This window comes from Achromobacter sp. HZ01 (assembly GCF_003267925.1).
GTDB classification, from domain to species: Bacteria; Pseudomonadota; Gammaproteobacteria; order Burkholderiales; family Burkholderiaceae_B; genus Achromobacter; species Achromobacter pulmonis_A.
The window spans coordinates 967,729-989,894 of record NZ_LWKV01000001.1 but is presented as its reverse complement, the minus strand read 5'-3'; the positions used below and the strand labels follow the sequence as shown (position 1 = coordinate 989,894).

The window sequence follows — 22,166 nt, the reverse complement described above, 5'->3', positions numbered from 1 at the left end:
GCTTTATGCGTTGCCCAGCTTGCCCAGCAGTTCGCGCAGCGCGCGGGCGCGGTGGCTGACCTGGTTTTTCTCCTGCGGGTCCAGGCTGGCGGCGGTGAGCGCCAGGTCGGGCAGGTAGAAATGCGGGTCGTAGCCGAAGCCGTTGGCTCCTTCGGGCTGGTCGATGATCTCGCCGTGCCACAGGCCTTCGCCGATGAGCGGGCGCGGGTCGTTTTCCGAGCGCACCAGGGCCAGCACCGCCACGTACCAGGCGCTGCGGTCGGCCACGCCGGCCAGCTTTTCCACCAGCAAGGCGTTATTGGATTGGTCGGATTTTTCGCCGCCGTGCATCTGCGCGTAACGCGCCGAGTACACGCCCGGCGCACCGTCCAGCGCGGCCACGCACAGGCCGGAATCGTCGGCCAGGGCCGGCAGCCCGGTCAGGCGGCTGGCGTGGCGGGCCTTGGCCAGCGCGTTTTCGACGAAGGTGACGTGCGGCTCTTCGGCCTCGGGCACGTCCAGCTCGCCTTGGGGCACCAGTTCGATGCCCAGGGGCGCGAACAGGGCCGAGAACTCGCGCAGCTTGCCGGCGTTGTTGGACGCCAACACGACGCGGCGCAGGGAATCAGGGATCTTGGGAGAAGTCATAGCGCAAATTGTATAGGCGCGGCCAGACGCGCGCCGGCGCAACAAGCCGGACATAATTTCTTGTCATGATGGACAACTTGTCACTGAACGTATCTGAACGCACCGGCGATGGATCTCATCCCCAGCTCGTCCCGCCCGGCCGCGGCCCGCGCGACCTCCGCCCTTCCGGACCCCTCCTCTCCCATCAATCTCGCCGGCATATTGCGCCACCGCCTGCTGCATGCGCGCTACCAGCCGGTGATCGACCTGTCCCACAGCCGCGTCTATGGCCATGAAAGCCTGATCCGGGGGCCGGCCGACACCGCGCTGCATTTCCCCGACGCGCTGTTCGCCGAAGCGCGCCGCCAGGGCCTGCATCCGCAACTGGAGCTGGCCAGCTTCCGCGCCGGCGCCCAGGGCTTCCAGCGCCACGACGCCGCCGGCAAGCTGTTCCTGAACCTGTCCGGCTCGGCCCTGATCCATTACTGGAGCCTGTGGGGCGAGGACCTGCCGCGCCGCCTGCTCAAGGATTGCGAACTCGCGCCATCCAGCATCATCGTCGAACTGACCGAACAGGACTCGCTGGCCGAGCAGATGGACGAGGCCGCCTGCGCCTTCGCCTGTCTGCGCGAATTCGGCATGCGCGTGGCGCTGGACGACTACGGCGTGGGCAATTCGAACCTGCGGCTGTGGTCCGAGATGCAGCCGGACCTGGTCAAGATAGACCGCTACTTCTTCCACGGCATCGGCCAGGACGAGCGCAAGCAGCAGCTGGTGCGCGCCATACTGAAGGTCGCGCAGCACCTGGGCACCGCCGTCGTGGCCGAAGGCATCGAAACCGCCGAGGACCTGGCGGCCGTGCGCGAACTGGACATCCGCTACGCCCAGGGCTGGTTCCTGGGGCGGCCCGAGGAAACCCTGGTGACCGAGCTGGCCCCGCGGCTGCGCGACACGCTGCGGCAGCGCGCGCCCGCCTCGCCGCCGCCGCGCGCCGCCGGCGGCACCGCGGCCAGCCTGCGTGTGCAGGCGCCGGCCGCCCGGCTGCAGGAACACACCAACGACGACGTGCACCGGCTGTTCATCGAGCACAAGGAGATGCACGCGGTTGCGGTGGTGGACGCCGACAACCGGCCGGTGGGCATCATCAACCGGCGCGACTTCCTCGAACACTATGCGCAGCGCTACACCCGCGAGCTGTTCGGCCGCAACGCCTGCTCCAGCTTCATGAACGCCGAGCCGGTGCTGGTGGACCAGAACGTGTCCATCGACCAGCTCAGCCACGTGCTGATTTCCGAAGACCAGCGCTACCTGATGGACGGCCTGATCATCACCCGCGAGGGCCGCTACGACGGCCTGGCCACCGGCGAGACCCTGGTGCGCTCGGTGACCGAGATGCGCATCGAGGCGGCGCGCTACGCCAATCCGCTGACCTCGCTGCCCGGCAACATCCCCATCAGCCGCCACATCGCCGCGCTGCTCGAAGACGCGGACGACTTCACCATCTGCTATGGCGACCTGAACAATTTCAAGCCCTTCAACGACGTGTACGGCTATTGGCGCGGCGACGACATGATCATGCTGACCGCCGAGGTCATCAAGCGCCATTGCGACCCGCAGCGCGATTTCGTGGGCCACGTGGGCGGCGACGACTTCGTGGTGCTGCTGCGCAGCCCCGACTGGCTGGACCGCGCCCGCCGCATCATCGCGGAATTCAACGAGCGCGCCATCGACCTGTACGACGACGCTGGCCGCCGCAACGGCGGCATCGAGGCCGAGGACCGCTACGGCGTGCCGCGCTTCTTCCCTTTCGTGACGCTGGGCGTGGGCGCGCTGACCGTCACGCCGTCGCTATGCGAGCGCATCCGCCCGGAGGCCATCGCCTCGGCCGCCGCCCACGTCAAGCACAAGGTCAAGCATGGGAATCTGTCGCTGGTGACCGAGCGCTACGCCGGCGCCCCCCTGCCGAATCTCGATAGCTGAGGCCTGGGCCCCGGCGGCGATGCGGAACACCGCCACCGCCTGCCGCAGGCCCTGCGCCTGGGCTTCCAGCGCGGCGGCGGCCGCCGCCGTCTGCTCGACCATGGCGGCGTTTTCCTGGGTGGCGCGTTCGATGTCGGCCACCGCATCGTTGACCGAGGCGATGCCGGCGGCCTGTTCGGCCGTGGCGCTGGAGATCTCCGCCACCAGCTGGGTCACTCGGTCCACCGACACGACCATGTCGCGCATGGTGTCGCCGGCCAGGCCCACCTGGCGCACGCCGGCCTCGACCCGTTGCGCGGAATCCTCGATCAGGCCCTTGATCTCGCGGGCCGCCTGGGCGCTGCGTTGCGCCAGCGAGCGCACCTCGCCGGCCACCACCGCAAAGCCCTTGCCCTGCTCGCCGGCGCGCGCCGCTTCCACCGCGGCGTTGAGCGCCAGGATGTTGGTCTGGAACGCGATGCTGTCGACCACCGCGACGATCTCCTCGATGCGGCGGGCGCTGTCGGCGATGCCACGCATGCTGTGCACCACTTCTTCCACCGCCTGGCCGCCGCGCTGCGCGAGTTCGGTGGCGCCCAGCGCCTGGCGGCTGGCCTGGTCGGCGTTGCCGGCGGTGAGCTGCACGGTGTGGGACAGCTGCGTCAGGTTGGCGGCGGCTTCCTGCAGCGAATCGGCCTGGCGGGCGCTGCGCTCGGACATGTGGGCCCCGCCGGCGGCGATTTCGCTAGCGCCGGTATGGATTTCCTCGACCCCCTGCCGCACCGACGCCACCGCGGCCGACAGCCCGGTCTGCATGCGGCGCATGGCCGAGTACAGCACGCCGATTTCGTTGTCGCCGCGCATGGCGATGGCGCCGGTCAGGTCGCCGTCGGCGATGCGGTCGAAATGCGCGCCGGCCTCATTCAGCGGGCGCAGGATGCCGCGGCGAAACGCCAGCCGGATCAGCACGGCCAGGATCAGCACGGCCGCCAGCACGCCGGCGGCCACCGCGATCACGCTTTCCAGCGTACGGCTGGCCTCGGCCACCGCGGCCTGGCCCTGCGCCCGAGCGTAAGCCTGGTAGGCGTCGGCCTGCTTGACGTAGGCCGCGCCGCTGGCCGGCAGCACCTTGTCCACCAGCCGGTTCACCTCGATCCCGTTCCAGCCCTTGATGGCCGCCAGCATGGGCGCGAGCGTCTGGCCGGCGAAGGCCTCGTGGGCGGCCAGCACCTGGTCGAACAAGGGCTTGCCCTGCGCGCTGGCGTCCGGGTTGGCGCGCAGCCGGCCCAGGCTGGCGGCGGCCTGTTCCAGCAGTTCGGCGGCATGCGCCAGCGACTCGTCGCGCGCCTCCTGCAGGCCGCTTTCCATGGCCGTCTTGGCGTCGGTGAGCGCGGCGCGGGCCTGGAACAGCCGGCTGGTCATGTCCGCCAGGTCGCTGGCCCGCTCGATGCTGCCCCGGCCCAGCGCCTCGATGCCGGCGCGGTTGTCGCGCAGCACGACGATGCCGGCGGCCGCCGCCACCGCGAACAGCACCACAAACAACGCAAGAATGGCCGACAACGCCGTCGTGACCCTGATGTTTTTCCGCATATCCGTCCGTCAGTAACCTTGCCGCCCGCGGCGGCACCGGCGGAAATTATGGGTATGCAGTTTGGCAATTTCTTGACACAACCCGGCCTTACTCCTGACAAACGCCCGTCATGAAACTGCGCTTTTGCGAACAGGAACCCCGTATTAACCAATTGTGAATTGGCATGGCCGGCGCCTTGCGGCACATTCAACGCTGTACCGAACCATTACCACCCATCAGAAACAGCCTCATGCCCAACGCCCACGCCTACCAGGACATCCGCGAAGCCGTACGCGACCTCTGCGCCCAATTCCCCTCCGAGTACTTCCGCAAGATCGACGAAGAACGGGGCTACCCGGAAGCCTTCGTGCGCGCGCTGACCGAGGCCGGCTGGCTGGCCGCCCTGATCCCGCAGGAGTACGGCGGTTCCGGCCTGGGCCTGACCGAAGCCTCGGTCATCATGGAAGAGATCAACCGCAGCGGCGGCAACTCCGGCGCCTGCCACGGCCAGATGTACAACATGGGCACGCTGCTGCGCCACGGCTCCGAAGCCCAGAAGCGCGAATACCTGCCGCGCATCGCCGCCGGCGAACTGCGCCTGCAGTCCATGGGCGTGACCGAGCCCACCACCGGCACCGACACCACCAAGATCAAGACCACCGCCGTCAAGCGCGGCGACCGCTACGTGATCAACGGCCAGAAGGTCTGGATCTCGCGCGTGCAGCACTCGGACCTGATGATTTTGCTGGCCCGCACCACCCCGCTGGAGCAGGTCACGCGCAAATCGGAAGGCATGTCGATCTTCCTGGTGGACCTGCACCACGCCGTCAAGCACGGCATGACCATCCGCCCGATCCCGAACATGGTCAACCACGAGACCAACGAGCTGTTCTTCGACAATCTGGAGATCCCCGAGGAAAACCTGATCGGCGAGGAAGGCAAGGGATTCAAGTACATCCTGGACGGCCTGAACGCCGAACGCACCCTGATCGCCGCCGAGTGCATCGGCGACGGCTACTGGTTCGTCGACAAGGTCACCGCCTACGCCAAGGAACGCATGGTGTTCGGCCGTCCCATCGGCCAGAACCAGGGCGTGCAGTTCCCGATCGCGCGCGCCCACATCAACGTCGAGGCGGCCAGCCTGATGCGCTATGAGGCCTGCCGCCTGTTCGACGCGCACCAGCCCTGCGGCGCGCAGGCCAACATGGCCAAGCTGCTGGCGGCCGACGCGTCCTGGGAAGCGGCCAACGCCTGCCTGCAGTTCCACGGGGGCTTCGGCTTCGCCAACGAATACGACGTGGAACGCAAGTTCCGCGAGACCCGCCTCTACCAGGTCGCGCCGATCTCGACCAACCTGATTCTTTCCTACGTCGCCGAACACATCCTGGGCCTGCCCCGCTCCTTCTGACCATGACCGCAGCCAAAGACACCCCGCACCTGAGCGCCCAACTCGCGGCCTTTGCCGCCAATCTGCGCTACGAAGACATCCCCGCGCCGGTCCTGCGCCGCGCCGAAGACCTGTTGCTGGACTGCCTGGCGTCCATCCTGGCCGGCGCCTCGGCCCGCCCGGTGCAGGCCATCGAACGCTACGCCGCCGCCATGGGCCCGGCCGACGGCCCCAGCGAAGTCCTGATCACGCGCCGCCGCACCACGCCGCTGTTCGCCGCGATGGTGAACGCGGCCGCGGCCCACGTGGTCGAACAGGACGACGTGCACAACGGCTCCGTGTTCCACCCCGCCGCCGTGGTGTTCCCGCCCGCGCTGGCCGTGGCGCAGGCGCTGGGCCGCAGCGGCCGCGACCTGCTGGTGGCCGCCGTCGCCGGCTACGAGGTCGGCATCCGCGTGGGCGAATACCTGGGCCGCTCGCACTACAAGATCTTCCACACCACCGGCACCGCCGGCACGCTGGCCGCCGCCGTCACCACCGGACGCCTGCTCAACCTGTCGCCCGAAGCCATGCTGCATGCGCTGGGTTCGGCCGGCACCCAGGCCGCGGGCCTGTGGGAGTTCCTGCGCGACGCCGCCGACTCCAAGCAGCTGCACACCGCCAAGGCCGCCGCCGACGGCATCACCGCCGCTTACCTGGCGCAGGACGGCTTCACTGGCGCGCGCCACATACTGGAAGGCCCGCAGGGCATGGCGGCCGGCATGTCCACCGACGCCGATCCGGCGCGCCTGTGCGACCGCCTGGGCGAGCGCTGGGCCCTGGCCGAAACCTCGTTCAAGTTCCACGCCTCCTGCCGCCACACCCATCCGGCCGCGGACGCGCTGCAGCTGGCGCTGCGCGAGCACAAGCTGACCGAGGCCGACATCGAACGCGTCGTGGCTCACGTGCACCAGGGCGCCATCGACGTGCTGGGTCCGGTCGTCAACCCGCAGACCGTGCACCAGTCCAAGTTCTCGATGGGGACCGTGCTGGCCCTGATCGCGCGCCAGGGCCGCGCCGGCCTGGCCGAGTTCGACGCGGGCCTGGACGACCCCGGCGTCGCGGCCTTCCGCGGCAAGGTCGAAATGGAACTGGACCCGGAAGTCGACGGCGCCTATCCGCAGCGCTGGATCGGCAAGGTCACGGTCTACACCCGCGACGGCCGCCAGCTGCGCAGCCGTGTCGACGAACCCAAGGGCGACCCGGGCAATACCCTGAGCCGCGCCGAGATCGAGGACAAGACGCTCAGCCTGGGCCGCTACGCGGACGCCGCGACCGAAGCCGAACTGCGCGGGCTGATCGCCGCGATCTGGGGGCTGGAGAAGGCCGACAAGGTGGGGATGCTGCTGGCGCAGGGGTGAGGGGCGCGGCGTGACGCGCCACCCGCCTGCGCCCCGGCATCAGGCCAACGCCGCGCGCTGCGCCTGCACCAGCCTGCCGATCCCGGCCTCGGCCAGCACCAGCATCGTATCCAGCTCGGCCCGGGTGAAGGTCGCGCCCTCGCCCGTGCCCTGCACCTCCACGAAGGCGCCGGCGCCGGTCATGATGACGTTCACGTCGGCGTCGCAGGCCGAATCTTCCTGGTAGTCCAGGTCCAGCACCGCGCGGCCCTCGACCAGGCCCACCGACACCGCCGCCACCGCGTCGCGGATGGGATTGCTCGCGAGGTCGCCGCGCTTCATCAGCAAGGCCACCGCGTCGGCCGCCGCGACCCAGGCGCCGGTGATGCTGGCGCAGCGCGTGCCGCCGTCGGCCTGCAGCACGTCGCAGTCCAGGTGCAGCGTGCGCTCGCCCAGCGCCTTCATGTCGAACACCGCGCGCAGGCTGCGCCCGATCAGGCGCTGGATTTCCTGCGTGCGGCCGCTTTGCTTGCCGCGCGCCGCCTCGCGGTCGCCGCGGGTGTGCGTGGCGCGCGGCAGCATGCCGTATTCGGCGGTGACCCAGCCTTCCCCCTTGCCCTTCAGGAAGGGCGGCACCTTGTCCAGCACGCTGGCCGTGCACAGCACGTGGGTGTTGCCGGCCTTCACCAGCACCGAACCTTCGGCGTAGCGCGTGAATCCGCGTTCGAGGCTGAACGGGCGCAGTTCGTCGACGGCGCGGCCCGACGGGCGGGCGATGGTGGGGGCAGTGGTCACTGGCAGCTCCTGGGATGGCATGGATGGGGCGCATTGTACGGGCTGGGGCCGCAGGAACGCGCCGCTTGGAGTATCCTGCCGCGAGATACCCCGGTTCCAACGCCCCCGCCGGCCAGGCTGCGCCACGGCCGGCGGGCTTTGGCGCTACCGGGCCCCCGATACATGCATCACCAGGATACGCACACCATGATTCGCAGCATGACCGCCTTCGGCAACGCCCGCGCAGACCTGGAACAAGGCACGCTGGCGCTGGAACTGCGCAGCGTCAACAGCCGGTTCCTCGACCTGTACTTCCGCCTGCCCGACGAATTGCGCCACGTGGAGACGCCGCTGCGCGAACTCCTGACCGCCAATCTCGGGCGCGGCAAGGTCGAGATCCGCGTCTCCTATACGCGCAACGCCAGCGCCGACCTGTCCAAGCTCGATCCCGCCTGGCTCGAAGACCTGGCCGAACAATTGCAGGCCGCCCGCCGCATCCTGCCCGACATCGCCCCGCCGCGACTGGTCGAACTGTTCAACTGGCCCGGCCAGCGCGCCAATGACGCGCTGGACCCGCAGGTCTGGGGCGCGGCCTGCCTGCAGGCCGCCCGCCAGGCGCTGATCCAGCTGCAGGAAGGCCGCGAACGCGAAGGCGAGCGGCTGGCCGGCATGATGCGCGAGTGCGCCGACGGCGTGGCCCGCATCGTCGACACCGTCCAGGCCCACCTGCCCCAGCTGCTGGCCGACCATCGCGACAAGCTCGCCGCCAAGCTGCGCGAAAGCGTGGAATCGGCCTTCCCCGGCGGCTTCGCGCACATCACCGGCGCCGAGCTGTCCGAGCGCCTGTCGCAGGAGGCCAACCTGTTCGCCCTGCGCATCGACGTGGCCGAGGAACTGTCGCGCCTGCGCTCGCACCTAGAAGAACTGCGCCACCTGCTCACCGACGGCGGCGGCAAGCAAGGCGGCAAACACGGCGACAAGAAACCGGCCGGCAGCGCCGGCAAGCGCCTGGACTTCCTGTTCCAGGAAATGAACCGCGAAGCCAACACCCTGGGCTCCAAGGCCGGCAGCATGGACGTCACCCGCGCCGCCATGGACCTGAAACTGCTGATCGAGCAGATGCGGGAACAGGCGCAGAACATCGAATGATGGATCGGGCGGCTCACGCCGTGGCGTCCGAGGCGTTTCAGCGCCGGGCCGCCCGAGTCTCCGGTCAATTGCTCTTCCTTCCACTAATCCATTGGATTAAAATGAAACGCGTACCAAGCCATGCACGCGCAACGATCTGGCCAGCCTGGTCGAGATATTGGTGAGCATCTGGAAAGGGCGAGCGAAATCATGAGCACCGCATTCAACAGCATCAAGCAAGGCTTGCAGGAAGCGATTGCCCACGCCAAGGGCGACGCTCGTGGCGTGCGCGTGCATCGTCCCCGCAAGGTCGATGTGAAGGCCGTGCGCGCCAAAGTGGGCATGACCCAGGAGCAGTTCGCTGCTTGCTTCGGCTTTTCCACCGCGACCTTGCGGCACTGGGAGCGCGGCGACCGTTCCCCGAGAGGGCCGGCGCTGGTTCTGCTCAACGTGATCGAACGGAATCCCGAGGCGGTCATCGAAGCGCTCGCCTGAGTCATAAGCCTCAGTGCACAGACAACGCCCCGGCGGCCGCGCATGGCCGCCGGGGCGTTGTGCCGTTCATCTGGGAAAAATCCCAGAATTCGGGCGATCGGTAGCCATTTTTCCGCAGATGAATATATTGGTCGGCAGCAAATAAAGCTGTGACTGGCCGCTGGATCACGGCGCTTGCTACGCATCCCCTGCGACAACGGCGGCATCTGCGGAGACCAGATCATGAAAGCATTGCGCGCCATCCCGGCGCGGGCGCCGCGCCCGCGTTTTCTCCAACGACTGATACTGGCCATCGCATTGGCCGCGCCCGCCGCAGGCATCGCGCACGCCGCGGCCGCGGACAGGATCGGCGTCAACCTGCCGATGCTGACCTCGCCGTTCTGGCAGGCGTACAACGGCTACGTCCTGCAGTTCGCCAAGCAGCTCGAGGCCGACATCCTGGCGCCGGTCAATTCCAACCAGGACCCGGCCCAGCAGATCACCGACGTCTCCAACCTGCTCAATCTCGGCGCCAAGGGGCTGGTGGTCGCGCCGCTGGATTCGGCCGCCATCAGCCGCGCGCTCGAGCTGGCGGAACAGAAGAACGTGCCCGTCGTCGCCGTGGACGTGGCTCCCACCAGGGGCAAGGTGGCCATCGTGGTGCGCGCGGACAACCGCGCCTATGGCACCAAGTCCTGCCAATACCTGGGCGAGCACGTGAAATCGGGCAAGGTGGTGCAGATCATGGGCGACCTGGCCTCGGTCAACGGACGCGACCGCGCCGAAGCCTTCCGCGCCTGCATGAAAGACTACCCTGCCCTGACGGTGCTGGAGATCCCCGCTGGCTGGAAGTCCGACTCGGCCGCCGCGGCCCTGGACAGCCTGCTGTCGGCCAATCCGGACCTGAAGGGCATCTACATGCACGCCGGCGGCGTGTACCTGGCGCCGACCCTGCAGACCTTGCGGCGCAAGGGTCTGCTGCATCCGGCCGGCGACGCCAGGCATATCGTCATCGTCAGCAACGACGGCATCGCGCAGGAGTACGACGCGATCCGCAAGGGCCATATCGACGCCACCCTGTCGCAGCCGGCCGACCTGTACGCCAAATTCGGGCTCTATTACGTCAAGGCCGCGATGGCGGGCCAGGCGTTCAAGCCCGGTCCGACCGACCACGGCAGCGTGGTGGTCGAAGTCCTGCCCGGGGTGCTTGAAGACCAGCTTCCCGCGCCCTTGGTGACCCGGCAGAACGTCGACGACCAGTCGCTGTGGGCCAACCAGCAATGAGCGCGCGGCAGCCGACGCCCGTGATGCAGGCACGCGGGCTGTCGAAACGGTTCGGCGCCACGTACGCGCTGCGCGACGTGAGCCTGACCGTGATGCCCGGCGAATCGCACGCGCTGCTCGGACGCAACGGAGCCGGCAAGTCGACGCTGGTCTCCATGCTGACCGGCCTGCGCCGGCCCGACGCCGGCGCCATCGCCTTCAACGGGCAGCCGGCTCCGCCGCTGGCCGACAGCATCGCGTGGCGCCGGCAGGTCGCCTGCGTGTACCAGCACTCGACCATCATCAAAGGCCTGAGCGTCGCCGAAAACCTCTTCATCAACCGCCAGCCGCTGCGCGGCGGCCTGATCGACTGGAAGGCGCTGCGCCGCCAGGCGCGCGCCCTGCTCGACGCCTGGCAGATAGATGTGCACGAAGACACGCGGGCCGGCGACCTGAGCGTCGAGGCGCGCCAACTGGTCGAGATCGCGTGCGCGCTGTCGCATGGCGCGCGCTTCATCATCCTGGACGAGCCCACGGCCCAGCTGGACGGCGAGGAAATCAAGCGCCTGTTCCGCCGCATACGCGACCTGCAGGACGGCGGCGTCACCTTTCTGTTCATCTCGCACCATCTGCAGGAAACCTACGAGATCTGCCAGACCGCGACGGTGCTGCGCGACGCGCGCCATATCCTGACCCTGCCGGTGGCCGAGCTGCCCAAGGAAACGCTGATCGAAGCGATGACGGGCGAACGCGGCGGCCTGCAGATTCCGGACGCGGCCGGACGCCCGCGCCAGCTCCGCTCGCCCGTGGTGCTGGACGTGCGCGGCCTGCACGGCGCCGACTTCGCCAACGTCAGCCTGCAGGTGCGCAGCAAGGAAATCGTGGGCCTGGTCGGCAGCGCCAGCAGCGGCCGCAGCGGCGTGGCCGAGACGGTCGCCGGTCTCCGGCGCGCGGCCGGCGGCACGATCACGGTGCGTGACGAAGCCCTGCCGCCGGGAAACGTGGCGGCGGCGCTGGCGCGCGGCGTGGGCTGCGTGCCCCGGGACCGTCACCAGGAAGGCCTGGTGCTGACGCAGTCGGTCGGCGAGAACGCAACCATGACCATCCCCGGCCGGCTGGGCCGGTTCGGCTTCATTTGCCCGCGCCGCAAGCGGCAGTCGGCCCAGGCGGCGATCGATGCGCTGGACATCGCGGCCAGCGGCCCCGGGCAGATCGTTTCGGGCCTGTCGGGCGGCAACCAGCAGAAGGTCGTCATGGCGCGCGCGCTGGCCAATACGCCGGACGTGCTGGTGCTGATCGACCCCACGGTCGGCGTGGACATCAAGTCCAAGGAAGCCCTGCTGGCCGCGGTGGACGCGGTCAGGCAGGAAGGCAAGGCCATCCTGCTGTCGAGCAGCGAGCTCGACGACCTGCGCATCTGCGACCGCGTGCTGGTGATGACGCGCGGCAAGGTCACGGCCGAATTCGCGGCCGGCTGGAACGACAGCGAACTGATCGCCCGCATCGAAGGAGTCAGCCTGCATGAAAACTGATTCCGCCATGGCGGCGCACGCCAGCCCCGAGCCGACGATCCACGCCACGGGCAGGCGCCTGGGCGGCCGGCCCGGCCTGGGACGGCTGCGCGACTTCGCCCTGATTCCGGCCCTGGTCATCCTGTTCGTGCTGGGCGCGCTGGTCAGCCCCAGCTTCCTGACGCGCGACAACCTGATCGGCATCCTGGGCGCCTCGGCCGCGCTGGCGCTGGTGGTGGTGGCCGAAACCCTGATCATCCTGACCGGCAAGTTCGACCTGTCCGTCGAGTCCACCGTCGGCTTCGCGCCGGCCATGGGCGCGATGCTGGTCATCCCCGCGGCCGCGGGCGGCTTCGGCACGGAGCTGCCGGTCGCGGCGGGCCTGGCGGCGACGCTGCTGACCGGCGCCTGCGTCGGCCTGCTCAACGGCCTGCTCGTGGTCAAGCTGCGGCTCAACGCCTTCATCGTCACGCTGGCGATGCTGATCGTGCTGCGCGGCATGCTCGTGGGCGCGACCCGCGGCAGCACGCTGTTCGACATGCCGCAGCCGTTTTTCGCGCTGGCTTCCTCTACGCTGCTGGGCCTGCCCTGGTCGGTGTGGCTGGCGGCATTGGTTTTCGCGGCGGCCGGCGTCATGCTGCGCTACCACCGTCTGGGACGCGCCGTGTACGCGATCGGCGGCAACGCGCCGGCGGCGCGCGCGGCGGGCATCAACGTGGACCGCGTCACCTGGGGCGTCTTCACGCTGGCCGGAACGCTGGCCGCCCTGGGCGGACTGATCCTGACCGGCTATGTGGGCGCCATCAACGCCAACCAGGGCAACGGCATGATCTTCACCGTCTTCGCCGCGGCGGTCATCGGCGGCGTATCGCTGGACGGCGGCAAGGGCGGCATGTTCGGCGCGCTGTGCGGGGTGCTGCTGCTGGGCATGGTGCAGAACCTGCTGACGCTGGCCCAGGTGCCGTCATTCTGGATCCAGGCCATCTACGGCGCCATCATCCTGGGCGCGCTGATGGTGGCCAAGCTCACGGGCGAAAACCAGCAATGACCCACGACCGCTTGCGCAACTTCCCCATGGGGCGACCATGACCAGAATCCGATCCATGCGTGTGCTGGACCTGCGTTTTCCGACCTCCCGCCAGCTGGACGGCTCGGACGCGATGAATCCCGATCCGGACTATTCCGCGGCCTACGTGATCCTGGAGACCGACCAGCCCGGGCTCGAAGGCCACGGGCTCACCTTCACCATCGGCCGCGGCAACGAAATCTGCTGCGCCGCGATCAAGGCCCTGCGGCACCTGGTGGAAGGCCTGAGCCTGGACTCGATACGCGCCGACATGGGCGGTTTCTGGCGCCACGTCACCTCGGACAGCCAGCTGCGCTGGATCGGTCCGGACAAGGGCGCGATCCACCTGGCCACCGCGGCGGTGGTCAACGCGGCCTGGGACCTGTGGGCCAAGGCCGAGGGCAAGCCGCTGTGGCGCCTGGTCGCGGATCTCTCGCCCGAGGCGTTCGTGCGCGCCCTGGATTTCCGCTACATGACCGACGGCATCACGCAGCAGGAGGCGCTGGTCCTGCTGCGCCGGCAGGCGGCCGGCAAGACGCAGCGCATACGCACGCTGGAACGCGAGGGCTATCCCTGCTACACCACCTCGGCCGGCTGGCTGGGCTATGACGACGCCAAGCTGCGGCGCCTGTGCCATGAAGCCCTGGCCAGCGGCTTCAATCACATCAAGCTCAAGGTGGGCCGCGATCTGCACGCCGACATCCGGCGCGTGACGATCGCCCGCGAGGCGTTGGGGCCGCACCGGCACCTGATGCTCGACGCCAACCAGGTATGGGAAGTCGGCCAGGCCATAGACTGGGTGCGCCAGCTGGCCTTCGCCAAGCCCTGGTTCATCGAGGAGCCCACCAGCCCCGACGACGTGGAAGGCCACCGAGCCGTGAAGCTGGGCGTCGCGCCCATCAAGGTCGCCAGCGGCGAGATGTGCCAGAACCGCATCCTGTTCAAGCAGATGATCATGCGGGGCGCCATCGACATCGTGCAGGTCGACGCATGCCGGCTGGGCGGCGTCAACGAAGTGCTGCTGGTGCTGCTGCTGGCCGCCAAGTACGGCCTGCCGGTGTGCCCCCATGCCGGCGGCGTGGGGCTGTGCGAGTACGTGCAGCACCTGTCCATGATCGACTATGTCTGCGTCAGCGGGACGCGCGCCGGCCGCGTGACCGAATACGTGGACCATCTGCACGAGCACTTCATCGACCCCTGCGTCATACGCAATGCCGCCTATATGCCGCCGCGCGCCCCCGGTTTCTCGATCGAGATGAAGCCCGAATCGCTGGAGCGGTACCGGCACCGTCCCTGAACCATGGCCACGCCCGCCGTCCCGCCGCGCATCGACGCGCACGTGCATTTCTGGCACTACTCGGCCGAAGACTATCCCTGGATCGGCGCCGACATGCCCGCGCTCAGGCAGGACAGAAACCCGGCCGACCTGCTGCCCGCCTTGCAGGCGGCCGGGCTGGACGGCGTCGTGGCGGTGCAGGCGCGCGGCAGCATCGCCGAAACCGATTTCCTGCTGGAACTGGCGCGCCGGCACGGCTGGATACGCGGCGTGGTCGGCTGGGCGGACCTGGCCGGCGGCGACCTGGAGGCGCAATTGGAAGCCTGGCGCGGCATGCCGCGCCTTTGCGGCCTGCGGCATCAGGTGCAGGACGAGCCCGATGCCGACGCCTTTCTGGCCTCGCCGGCGGTGCGGCGCGGCATCGCGTTGCTGCAGGCCCGGGGCCATGCCTATGACGTGCTGGTGCGCAGCCCTCAGATGGACGCCGCCGCGGCCTTTTGCGCCCGGCATGACGCGCACTGGCTGGTGCTGGACCACCTGGGCAAGCCGCCCCTGGCGGCCATGGCCTCGGACGCCGGCGCCCATGCCCGCTGGCGCGCCTCGCTAGACAAGTTCCGGGACATGGCGCACGTCGCGTGCAAGCTGTCCGGCCTGGTCACCGAGGCCGACTGGCGGCGCGGCCTGCAAGCCACGGACAGGGCCGAAATCATCCGCTGCCTGGACGCCGCCTTGCGCGTCTTCGGACCGCGCCGGCTGATATACGGCTCGGACTGGCCGGTCTGCCTGCTTGCCGGCGCCTATGGCGAGGTCCACCAAATCGTGCGGGACTGGGCGCGCGACCGCCTGTCGGCCGACGAACGGGCCGCGCTATGGGGCGGCGCCGCCGCGGCGTGCTACGGCCTGACCTGACATTTCCGAAGAACGAGGCTTCCATGGACCTGCACCTGCAAGACAAGACCATCTTCGTCACCGGCGGCGCCAGCGGCATCGGCGCGGCGATATCGCTGCGCCTGGCGCAAGAAGGCGCGATTCCGCTGATCTGCGGCAAGCGCCCGATGACGCGCGCATTCGAACGCGAGCTGCTGGGCCTGCAGCCGAAGGCGCGCTGCTTCCTGTTCGACCTGACCGACGAGGCGGCCTGCCTCGACGCGGTCGAACAGGCCGCCGCCGCATGCGGCCGCATCGATGGGCTGGTCAACAACGCCGGCGTCAACGACGGCGTGGGTCTGGACGCCGGACGCGCGGCCTTCGTGCGGTCGCTGGAAGCGAACCTGATCCACTACTACGTGATGGCCCACCACTGCCTCGCCCACCTGAAGGCAAGCCGCGGCGCCATCGTCAATATTTCGTCCAAGACCGCGGTGACCGGCCAGGGCGGCACCAGCGGCTATTGCGCATCCAAGGGCGCGCAACTCTCGCTCACGCGCGAATGGGCCGCGGCGTTGGCCCAACACGGCGTGCGCGTCAACGCCGTGGCGCCGGCCGAAGTCATGACCCCACTGTATCGGCGCTGGTTGGACGGCTTCGCCGATCCGCCGCGCAAACTGGCGGACATCGTGTCCAGAATCCCCCTGGAACGCCGCATGACCACGTCCGACGAAATCGCCGACACCGTCGTATTCCTGCTGTCGGACCGCGCGTCCCACACCACCGGCCAGTGGCTCTTCGTCGACGGCGGCTACACCCACCTGGACCGCGCCCTGACCTGAACGAGACAGCCATGCGCCATTGCTACGCGCTGGACCTGCGCGACGACGCCGGATCGATCGCGCAGTACGAAGCCCACCACCGCCGCATCTGGCCCGAAGTGGCGGCGCACCTGCGCCGCCACGGCGTGCTGGGTATGGAGATCTACCGCCTGGGCACCCGCATGGTGATGGTGATGGACACCGACGACGCCGTATACGACCCCGAGACCATGGCGCGGTCCGCCAAGACCGACGCCCGGCTGCGGGAATGGGAAGCGCTGATGTGGACCTTCCAGGCGCCGACGCCGTGGACGCCTCCTGGGGAGAAATGGACGCCGATGCGGCGCATTTTCAATCTGGACGAGCAGCCGCTCGCCACTTGATTGGCGCACTCGGGGATAGCCGTTAAAATCTGACCAGTCTAGTCAGAACCAGGAGGTAGGTATGCATGCCTGGCAAATGCAGGAAGCTAAATCCCGCTTGTCCGAACTCGTCAAGGCGGCCGCAAGCCAAGGTCCGCAGGAAATTACCGTCCACGGTCGACCTGTGGCGATCGTCCTTTCCCGGGCCGACTACGACAAGCTTGCAGGCACCGGAGAATCTCTCGTCGCCTTCATGCGCCGATCTCCGCTGGCCGGAGACGAAGATCTGGACTTTTCCCGTGACCGCAGCCTGACCCGCGAGGAAGGACTTTGAGCTATCTGATCGACACCAATGTCCTATCGGAATTGCGCCGGAAACAACCGGATGGCAACGTGGTCGGCTGGATGGAGAATTGCCCACCCACGGCGTTGTTCCTATCCGTACTGACGCTGGGGGAGCTGCGCAAAGGCATAGAGCAGATGTCGGATGACGACCGAAAGCGCCGCTACCTGGATTGGCTGGAGGTCGAGCTGCCCCGATTCTTCAGTGGGCGCGTGCTGGCCGTTGACGAAGCGGTCGCGGACTGCTGGGGACGCCTGATGGCCAAGGCCGGGCGGGCGATGCCCGCCATAGACAGTTTGCTTGCGGCCACCGCATTTACGCACAGACTGACACTGGTCACGCGCAACGAGCGGGACTTTCAACACCACGGCCTCGATATCATCAATCCGTGGGAATCCGCTCATCCCTAAGGACAGCGGCGTCCAGGCCATGCCGGCCCGGGTTCGATCCGCCCTGCCTCAGCGCGCCTCCCCCGCCGCCGGCTCGCCGCGCAGGGCCGAGTCCAGATACTCGCTGCGGGCGCGGGCGTCCGGGAATTTCATGTCGCGGTAGCTGACGAAGCGCGAGCCGCGGGCCAGGCGGTAGCCGGCCCAGATCAGCAGGAACAGCGGGATGCCGATATAGGTCGCGACCACGCCGCCCCAGTCGATCCGGTCCTGCAGAAAGGCCTGGTAGTTCTGGCCCAGCGTGATGACCAGGCACAGCACGAAGGCGAAGATCGGGCCGAACGGGAAGAACGGCGACACGTACGGCAGGTCCGCGAGGTTGTGGCCCTGCTTGAGGTAGCCGCGGCGGAAGCGGTAGTGGCTGATGGCGATGCCCAGCCAGGCGATGAAGCCCGTCATGCCCGAGGTGTTCAGCAGCCAGATGTAGACGGCGTTGGGGCTGAACAGGAAGGTGAAGAAGCACAGCGCGGCGACGGCCGTGGTGGCCAGCAGCGCCCACAGCGGCACGCCGGTGCGCGAGATGCGGCCGAAGATGCGCGGGGCCTTGCCCTCGCGGGCCAGGCTGTAGAGCATGCGCGTGGCCGCGTACATGCCGGAGTTGCCGGCCGACAGCACCGAGGTCAGCACCACGGCGTTCATGACCGAGGCCGCGCCCAGCAGGCCGGCGCGTTCGAAGATCAGGGCGAACGGGCTGACGCTGATGTCCTCGACCTCGTTGCGCAGCAGGTGCGGGTCGGTATAGGGAATGAGCAGGCCGATCACCAGGATGGCCATCACGTAGAACAGCAGAATGCGCCAAAACACCTGGCGCACGGCGCGCGGCAGGTTGCGCGCCGGGTCCTTGGACTCGCCGGCGGCGATGCCGATCAGTTCGGTGCCCTGGAACGAAAAGCCCACCACCATGGCCACGCCGATCAGCGCGGCAAAGCCGCCCGCGAACGGCGCGTCGCCCACGGTCCAGTTCTCCAGCCCGCCGGCCTCGCCGCCGCGAATGATGCCCAGCAGCATCATCACGCCCATGGCCACGAAGGCCAGCACCGCGATCACCTTGATCAGCGCGAACCAGAATTCCGCTTCGCCGAAGCCGCGCGCCGACATCGCGTTCAGGCCGAAGGTCAGCAGCAGGAACAAGGCGCTCCAGTAAAAGCCCGGCACGTCCGGAAACCAGTACGCCATGACGAGCTGGGCCGCCACCAGGTCCACCGCCACCGTCACCGCCCAGTTGTACCAGTAGTTCCAGCCCAGCGCGAAGCCGAAGCCGTCTTCCACGTAGCGCGCGCCGTAGGTCGAGAACGAACCCGACACCGGCATGGCGGCGGCCAGTTCGCCCAGGCTGGTCATCAGGAAATACACCATCAGCCCGATCAGCACATAGCCCAGCAGCGCCCCGCCCGGGCCGGCCTTGGCAATGGTGGCGCCCGAGGCCACGAACAGGCCGGTGCCGATGGAGCCGCCCACCGCGATCATCGTCAGGTGCCGCGCGGACAGGGAGCGGCGCAGCTCCGACGGCCGCCCGGCCTGTGTCGCGCGCGAGCCGCCGGCGCGGCGTTCATCGTGTTCCGATGCTGCCAAAATGCATTCCTTCAGGTCATGAAGGCGCCCGCGCGGGTCGCGCCGGCGCCTGGGGATTTCCAAGCAACCGGCGAGAATAGCGCAATCGGCCCCGACTGGCGAAATGAAAGTGCTTCGGGGACGGATCAACGGGCCGCCGCCGTGGCCCGCTGCGTAGCTACTGGAAGGCGGTTTCCATGAAGGTGCGCAGCTTGCGCGAATGCAGCCGTTCGGGCGGCATGCCGCGCAGGCGCTCCAGCGCCCGGATGCCGATTTCCAGGTGCTGGTTCACCTGGCGGCGGTAGAAGACGCTGGCCATGCCGGGCAGCTTCAGTTCGCCGTGCAGCGGCTTGTCCGACACGCACAGCAGGGTGCCGTACGGCACGCGGAAGCGAAAGCCGTTGGCGGCGATGGTGGCGGATTCCATGTCCAGCGCGATGGCGCGCGATTGCGCGAAGCGCTCCACCAGTTCGAGGTGGTCGCGCAGCTCCCAGTTGCGGTTGTCGATGGTGGCGACCGTGCCGGTGCGCATGATGCGCTTGAGGTCCCAGCCCGACAGCCCGGCCACCTCTTCCACCGCCTGCTCCAGCGCCACCTGCACTTCGGCCAGCGCCGGCACCGGCACCCAGGTGGGCAGGTCATCGTCGAGCACGTGGTCTTCGCGCACGTAACCGTGCGCCAGCACGTAGTCGCCCAGCTTCTGCGAGTCGCGCAGGCCGGCGCAATGGCCCAGCATCAGCCAGGCGTGCGGCCGCAGCACCGCGATGTGGTCGGTGATGGTCTTGGCGTTGGACGGGCCCACGCCGATGTTGACCAGCGTGATGCCGGAATGGTCGCCGCGCACCAGGTGGTAGGCCGGCATCTGCGGCAGCCGCACGCCCTGCTCCTCGTCGCCCGGCCCGCTTTCGCCGCGCCGCGTGATGCGGTTGCCCGGCTCCACCAGCATTTCATAGTCTTCGTTGCCGCTGGCCATGAGCGCGCGGGCGCGCGCGCAGAATTCGTCGACGTAGAACTGGTAGTTGGTGAACAGCACGAAATTCTGGAAATGCGCCGGCGCGGTCGAGGTGTAGTGCTGCAAGCGGTGCAACGAATAATCCACGCGCTGGGCGGTGAACGGCGCCAGCGGCTTGGGCTCGCCCTCTTTGCCGCGCCACGAGCCGTTGACGATGGCGTCGTCGGTCACGGCCAGGTCCGGCACGTCGAACAGGTCGCGCAGCGGCCGGCGCAGCGCCTCCAGGTGCTCGCCTTCGACGTAGGCGCCCTCGGGAAAGGCGAAATGCAGCGGGATGGGCGAATCGGATTCGCCCACTTCCACCGCCACGCGGTGGTTCTGCAGCAGCTGGCCGACCTGCTCGATCAGGTAGTCGCGAAACAGCGCCGGCTGCGTGATGGTGGTCTGGTAGATGCCGGGCTCGGCCACGTGGCCGTAGGAAAGCCGGGTGTCGATCGGGTCGTAGGTCTCGACCACGATGCGGATGGCGGGATAGCAGGCGCGGACGCGGGCGCGGCCGTTGCCGGCGCCCTGGAGCACGTCGTGAAACGCCGCCCGCAGGAACGCGGTATTGCGCGAGTAGATTTCGATCAGCCGCTCGACCGCCGACACGGCATCCTGGAACGGCTCGAAAGGCACGGGGTCCGGCCGGTTCATGGAAGACAACGGATGTACTGCGTTCATCATCGAGTTCTGCTCCCTTGCATATCCCGCCGATTATGCCCGAGCGCGGGTGTCCGGGAGCGTCATATTCCGGCGCCGGCCGACGGCGGCGGCCGGTAACGTCTGCCGACAACGATGCTGCATTGCACTACAAATGTAATGAAACTTTATTCCATTACAATATCGTGGCAATCCGGGGTCATGCGTCCCGGAACCGCCCCCTTTCCGCCGGCTTGCCTGCCCAGGCAAAGCCATGCCGCCCACTCCGATTCCTGAAGTGACGTAATGACGCCGCCCACGCGAAAAGCCCGAACTGCCCGATTCCGCATCCCCGTATTCCTGTCAGCGCCCATCATCGCCCTGACGCTCTCCTGGATTCCCGACGCCGCCCAGGCGTCGCTGCGATCCGAACAAGCCCGCCCGACCCTCAACGGCCTGCGCCTGGCCCAGGAACCCACCGTGCCCACCCTGCGCGACCGCGTGGTGCAGGCCGGCCTGGACGCCATCGGCACCCCCTACAGCTGGGGCGGCGACGACGCCGAAGGTTTCGATTGCAGCGGGCTGGTGCTGTATGTGTTCCGCGAGATCGCCGGCCTGGAACTGCCGCGCACCGCGCGCGCCCAGCGCACCGCCGGCGAGTCGGTCGGCAACAAGAAAGAACTGCGCCCCGGCGACCTGGTGTTCTTCGCCACCCGCGGACGCGGCGTGACCTCGCACGTGGGCATTTATATCGGCCAGAACAAGTTCGTGCATGCGCCGCGCCGCGGCACCAAGGTGCGCGTGGACGAAATGCAGAATTCCTATTGGGCCAAGCGCTACGTCGGCGCGCGGCGCTACCTGGATACGAAACCGGGCCAGATGCTGGCCCAGGTCGATTCGAACTGACGGGTCGCTGCAAAGGCGCGGCGCAGCGCCGCGCCCGGTATCAGCCCCGCCCGACGAAAGGCATGTTGGTGGCCATGATGGTCATGAACTGCACGTTGGCGTCCAGCGGCAGGCGCGCCATGGCCGCCACCGCCTGGGCCACATGGGCCACGTCCATGCGCGGCTCGACCTTGGTGCTGCCGTCGGCCTGAAGAATGCCGGCGGCCATGCGCTCGGTCATGTCGGTCGCCGCGTTGCCGATGTCGATCTGGCCGCAGGCGATGTTGTACGGCCGGCAATCCAGTGAAATCGACTTGGTCAGCCCCGTCACCGCGTGCTTGGTGGCGGTATAGGCGATGGAGAACGGCCGCGGCGCATGCGCCGAGATCGAGCCGTTGTTGATGATGCGCCCGCCGCGCGGATTCTGCGCCTTCATCACGCGGATGGCGGCCTGCGCGCACAGGAACATGCCGGTCAGGTTGGTGTCGACCACCTCGCGCCACAGCGCCACCGGCAGTTCTTCGATGGGCATGGCCGGCGTGCCGCGCCCGGCGTTGTTGAACAGCACGTCCAGGCGGCCGTATTCCCGCTGCGTGGCGTCGAAGAGCTCGCGCACCGCCTGTTCGTCCGATACGTCCGTGGGCACCACCAGCGCCCTCACCCCGTCTTCGCCCGCCGCCGTGCGGGTTGCCTCGAGCGGATCGCGCCGGCGTCCGGCCAGCACGACCCGATAGCCTTGCGCCAGGAATTCCAGCGCCACCGCGCGTCCTATGCCGGTGCCGGCGCCGGTCACTAGGGCTACGCGCGGGGGATCGATCTCGTTCGTCTGCATCGGATTCTCCTTGTTATCAATCCGCGAGATGCT

Annotated in this window: 20 protein-coding genes and 1 pseudogene; 15 read left to right on the top strand and 6 right to left on the bottom strand. The window is 68.5% G+C overall.

The genetic code is table 11. From position 1 onward, the window contains the following. Positions 1-3 precede the first annotated feature (3 nt). Positions 4-627 carry an RdgB/HAM1 family non-canonical purine NTP pyrophosphatase gene (gene rdgB, locus A6B37_RS04745; RefSeq protein ID WP_102771314.1) on the bottom strand — a complete coding sequence of 208 codons (624 nt, stop codon included), beginning with the start codon at positions 625-627 and terminating at the stop codon, positions 4-6. Between the two features lie 108 nt (positions 628-735). Between rdgB and A6B37_RS04740 the strand changes: the two genes are divergently transcribed. Then, positions 736-2,586: an EAL domain-containing protein gene (locus A6B37_RS04740; protein WP_102771315.1), complete on the top strand. Its 1,851-nt coding sequence runs from the start codon at positions 736-738 to the stop codon at positions 2,584-2,586. A 135-nt stretch (positions 2,587-2,721) separates the two neighbouring features. On the opposite strand, the pseudogene A6B37_RS04735 reads toward A6B37_RS04740, so the two are convergent. Continuing rightward, a pseudogene (locus A6B37_RS04735) lies at positions 2,722-4,155 on the bottom strand (methyl-accepting chemotaxis protein); the annotation flags it as partial. A gap of 230 nt (positions 4,156-4,385) precedes the next feature. Here A6B37_RS04735 and A6B37_RS04730 point away from each other — a divergent pair. Beyond that, positions 4,386-5,543, top strand: a complete 1,158-nt coding sequence (locus A6B37_RS04730; RefSeq protein ID WP_102771317.1) for an acyl-CoA dehydrogenase family protein — start codon at positions 4,386-4,388, stop codon at positions 5,541-5,543. Beyond that, positions 5,540-6,922 carry an MmgE/PrpD family protein gene (locus tag A6B37_RS04725; RefSeq protein WP_111825052.1) on the top strand — a complete coding sequence of 461 codons (1,383 nt, stop codon included), beginning with the start codon at positions 5,540-5,542 and terminating at the stop codon, positions 6,920-6,922. Before A6B37_RS04730 ends, A6B37_RS04725 begins: the two co-directional genes overlap by 4 nt. Before the next feature lie 39 nt (positions 6,923-6,961). Here A6B37_RS04725 and rph read toward each other — a convergent pair whose 3' ends face one another. Further along, a complete protein-coding gene (gene rph, locus A6B37_RS04720) occupies positions 6,962-7,717 on the bottom strand; it encodes a ribonuclease PH (protein WP_111825051.1) in 756 nt (251 codons plus the stop codon). A gap of 165 nt (positions 7,718-7,882) precedes the next feature. On the opposite strand from rph, the gene A6B37_RS04715 reads away from it, so the two are divergent. The 11 genes from A6B37_RS04715 (at position 7,883) to A6B37_RS04665 (ending at position 17,196) form a co-directional block, all read left to right on the top strand. Further along, the gene (locus A6B37_RS04715; protein WP_102771320.1) at positions 7,883-8,824 is read left to right on the top strand and encodes a YicC/YloC family endoribonuclease; all 942 of its coding nucleotides are present in this window, start codon (positions 7,883-7,885) and stop codon (positions 8,822-8,824) included. A 189-nt stretch (positions 8,825-9,013) separates the two neighbouring features. After that, on the top strand, positions 9,014-9,298 hold the full coding sequence (locus A6B37_RS04710; protein ID WP_102771321.1) for a helix-turn-helix domain-containing protein: 285 nt from the start codon (positions 9,014-9,016) through the stop codon (positions 9,296-9,298). A 222-nt stretch (positions 9,299-9,520) separates the two neighbouring features. After that, positions 9,521-10,561, top strand: a complete 1,041-nt coding sequence (locus A6B37_RS04705) for a sugar ABC transporter substrate-binding protein (protein ID WP_111825536.1) — start codon at positions 9,521-9,523, stop codon at positions 10,559-10,561. Then, positions 10,558-12,072: a sugar ABC transporter ATP-binding protein gene (locus A6B37_RS04700; protein ID WP_111825050.1), complete on the top strand. Its 1,515-nt coding sequence runs from the start codon at positions 10,558-10,560 to the stop codon at positions 12,070-12,072. Before A6B37_RS04705 ends, A6B37_RS04700 begins: the two co-directional genes overlap by 4 nt. 7 nt (positions 12,073-12,079) lie before the next feature. Further along, entirely contained in the window at positions 12,080-13,099 is a 1,020-nt protein-coding gene (locus tag A6B37_RS04695; protein WP_111825049.1) for an ABC transporter permease, read from the top strand. 37 nt (positions 13,100-13,136) lie between these two features. After that, positions 13,137-14,414 carry an L-fuconate dehydratase gene (locus tag A6B37_RS04690; protein ID WP_111825048.1) on the top strand — a complete coding sequence of 426 codons (1,278 nt, stop codon included), beginning with the start codon at positions 13,137-13,139 and terminating at the stop codon, positions 14,412-14,414. Positions 14,415-14,417: 3 nt separating this feature from the next. Further along, positions 14,418-15,302 carry an amidohydrolase family protein gene (locus A6B37_RS04685; RefSeq protein ID WP_111825047.1) on the top strand — a complete coding sequence of 295 codons (885 nt, stop codon included), beginning with the start codon at positions 14,418-14,420 and terminating at the stop codon, positions 15,300-15,302. A gap of 23 nt (positions 15,303-15,325) precedes the next feature. Further along, the gene (locus tag A6B37_RS04680; protein WP_111825535.1) at positions 15,326-16,102 is read left to right on the top strand and encodes an SDR family oxidoreductase; all 777 of its coding nucleotides are present in this window, start codon (positions 15,326-15,328) and stop codon (positions 16,100-16,102) included. A gap of 11 nt (positions 16,103-16,113) precedes the next feature. Beyond that, positions 16,114-16,464 (top strand): L-rhamnose mutarotase, encoded by a 351-nt coding sequence (locus A6B37_RS04675; protein ID WP_111825046.1) that lies wholly within the window; start codon positions 16,114-16,116, stop codon positions 16,462-16,464. 61 nt (positions 16,465-16,525) lie between these two features. Next, a complete protein-coding gene (locus A6B37_RS04670; protein ID WP_102771327.1) occupies positions 16,526-16,777 on the top strand; it encodes a type II toxin-antitoxin system Phd/YefM family antitoxin in 252 nt (83 codons plus the stop codon). Next, positions 16,774-17,196 carry a type II toxin-antitoxin system VapC family toxin gene (locus A6B37_RS04665; RefSeq protein ID WP_111825045.1) on the top strand — a complete coding sequence of 141 codons (423 nt, stop codon included), beginning with the start codon at positions 16,774-16,776 and terminating at the stop codon, positions 17,194-17,196. Before A6B37_RS04670 ends, A6B37_RS04665 begins: the two co-directional genes overlap by 4 nt. Before the next feature lie 48 nt (positions 17,197-17,244). Here the strand turns inward: A6B37_RS04665 and A6B37_RS04660 are convergent, their stop codons facing one another. Next, positions 17,245-18,804, bottom strand: coding sequence for an amino acid permease (locus A6B37_RS04660; protein WP_111825044.1), 1,560 nt, complete (start codon positions 18,802-18,804; stop codon positions 17,245-17,247). Between the two features lie 157 nt (positions 18,805-18,961). Continuing rightward, the gene (locus tag A6B37_RS04655; RefSeq protein ID WP_111825534.1) at positions 18,962-20,458 is read right to left on the bottom strand and encodes an AMP nucleosidase; all 1,497 of its coding nucleotides are present in this window, start codon (positions 20,456-20,458) and stop codon (positions 18,962-18,964) included. 264 nt (positions 20,459-20,722) lie between these two features. Here A6B37_RS04655 and A6B37_RS04650 point away from each other — a divergent pair, with 264 nt between their 5' ends. Further along, entirely contained in the window at positions 20,723-21,322 is a 600-nt protein-coding gene (locus A6B37_RS04650) for a C40 family peptidase (protein WP_102771329.1), read from the top strand. A 40-nt stretch (positions 21,323-21,362) separates the two neighbouring features. Here the strand turns inward: A6B37_RS04650 and A6B37_RS04645 are convergent, their stop codons facing one another. Next, entirely contained in the window at positions 21,363-22,133 is a 771-nt protein-coding gene (locus A6B37_RS04645; protein WP_102771330.1) for an SDR family oxidoreductase, read from the bottom strand. Positions 22,134-22,166 lie beyond the last annotated feature (33 nt).

What these genes read in the sequence shown, in the direction of transcription:
- rdgB (WP_102771314.1), bottom strand. Translation starts at nt 627, where the DNA reads ATGACTTCTCCCAAGATCCCTGATTCCCTGCGCCGCGTCGTGTTGGCG.
- A6B37_RS04740 (WP_102771315.1), top strand. Translation starts at nt 736, where the DNA reads ATGGATCTCATCCCCAGCTCGTCCCGCCCGGCCGCGGCCCGCGCGACC.
- A6B37_RS04730 (WP_102771317.1), top strand. Translation starts at nt 4,386, where the DNA reads ATGCCCAACGCCCACGCCTACCAGGACATCCGCGAAGCCGTACGCGAC.
- rph (WP_111825051.1), bottom strand. Translation starts at nt 7,717, where the DNA reads ATGCCATCCCAGGAGCTGCCAGTGACCACTGCCCCCACCATCGCCCGC.
- A6B37_RS04715 (WP_102771320.1), top strand. Translation starts at nt 7,883, where the DNA reads ATGATTCGCAGCATGACCGCCTTCGGCAACGCCCGCGCAGACCTGGAA.
- A6B37_RS04710 (WP_102771321.1), top strand. Translation starts at nt 9,014, where the DNA reads ATGAGCACCGCATTCAACAGCATCAAGCAAGGCTTGCAGGAAGCGATT.
- A6B37_RS04705 (WP_111825536.1), top strand. Translation starts at nt 9,521, where the DNA reads ATGAAAGCATTGCGCGCCATCCCGGCGCGGGCGCCGCGCCCGCGTTTT.
- A6B37_RS04700 (WP_111825050.1), top strand. Translation starts at nt 10,558, where the DNA reads ATGAGCGCGCGGCAGCCGACGCCCGTGATGCAGGCACGCGGGCTGTCG.
- A6B37_RS04695 (WP_111825049.1), top strand. Translation starts at nt 12,080, where the DNA reads ATGGCGGCGCACGCCAGCCCCGAGCCGACGATCCACGCCACGGGCAGG.
- A6B37_RS04690 (WP_111825048.1), top strand. Translation starts at nt 13,137, where the DNA reads ATGACCAGAATCCGATCCATGCGTGTGCTGGACCTGCGTTTTCCGACC.
- A6B37_RS04685 (WP_111825047.1), top strand. Translation starts at nt 14,418, where the DNA reads ATGGCCACGCCCGCCGTCCCGCCGCGCATCGACGCGCACGTGCATTTC.
- A6B37_RS04680 (WP_111825535.1), top strand. Translation starts at nt 15,326, where the DNA reads ATGGACCTGCACCTGCAAGACAAGACCATCTTCGTCACCGGCGGCGCC.
- A6B37_RS04675 (WP_111825046.1), top strand. Translation starts at nt 16,114, where the DNA reads ATGCGCCATTGCTACGCGCTGGACCTGCGCGACGACGCCGGATCGATC.
- A6B37_RS04670 (WP_102771327.1), top strand. Translation starts at nt 16,526, where the DNA reads ATGCATGCCTGGCAAATGCAGGAAGCTAAATCCCGCTTGTCCGAACTC.
- A6B37_RS04655 (WP_111825534.1), bottom strand. Translation starts at nt 20,458, where the DNA reads ATGAACGCAGTACATCCGTTGTCTTCCATGAACCGGCCGGACCCCGTG.
- A6B37_RS04650 (WP_102771329.1), top strand. Translation starts at nt 20,723, where the DNA reads ATGACGCCGCCCACGCGAAAAGCCCGAACTGCCCGATTCCGCATCCCC.
- A6B37_RS04645 (WP_102771330.1), bottom strand. Translation starts at nt 22,133, where the DNA reads ATGCAGACGAACGAGATCGATCCCCCGCGCGTAGCCCTAGTGACCGGC.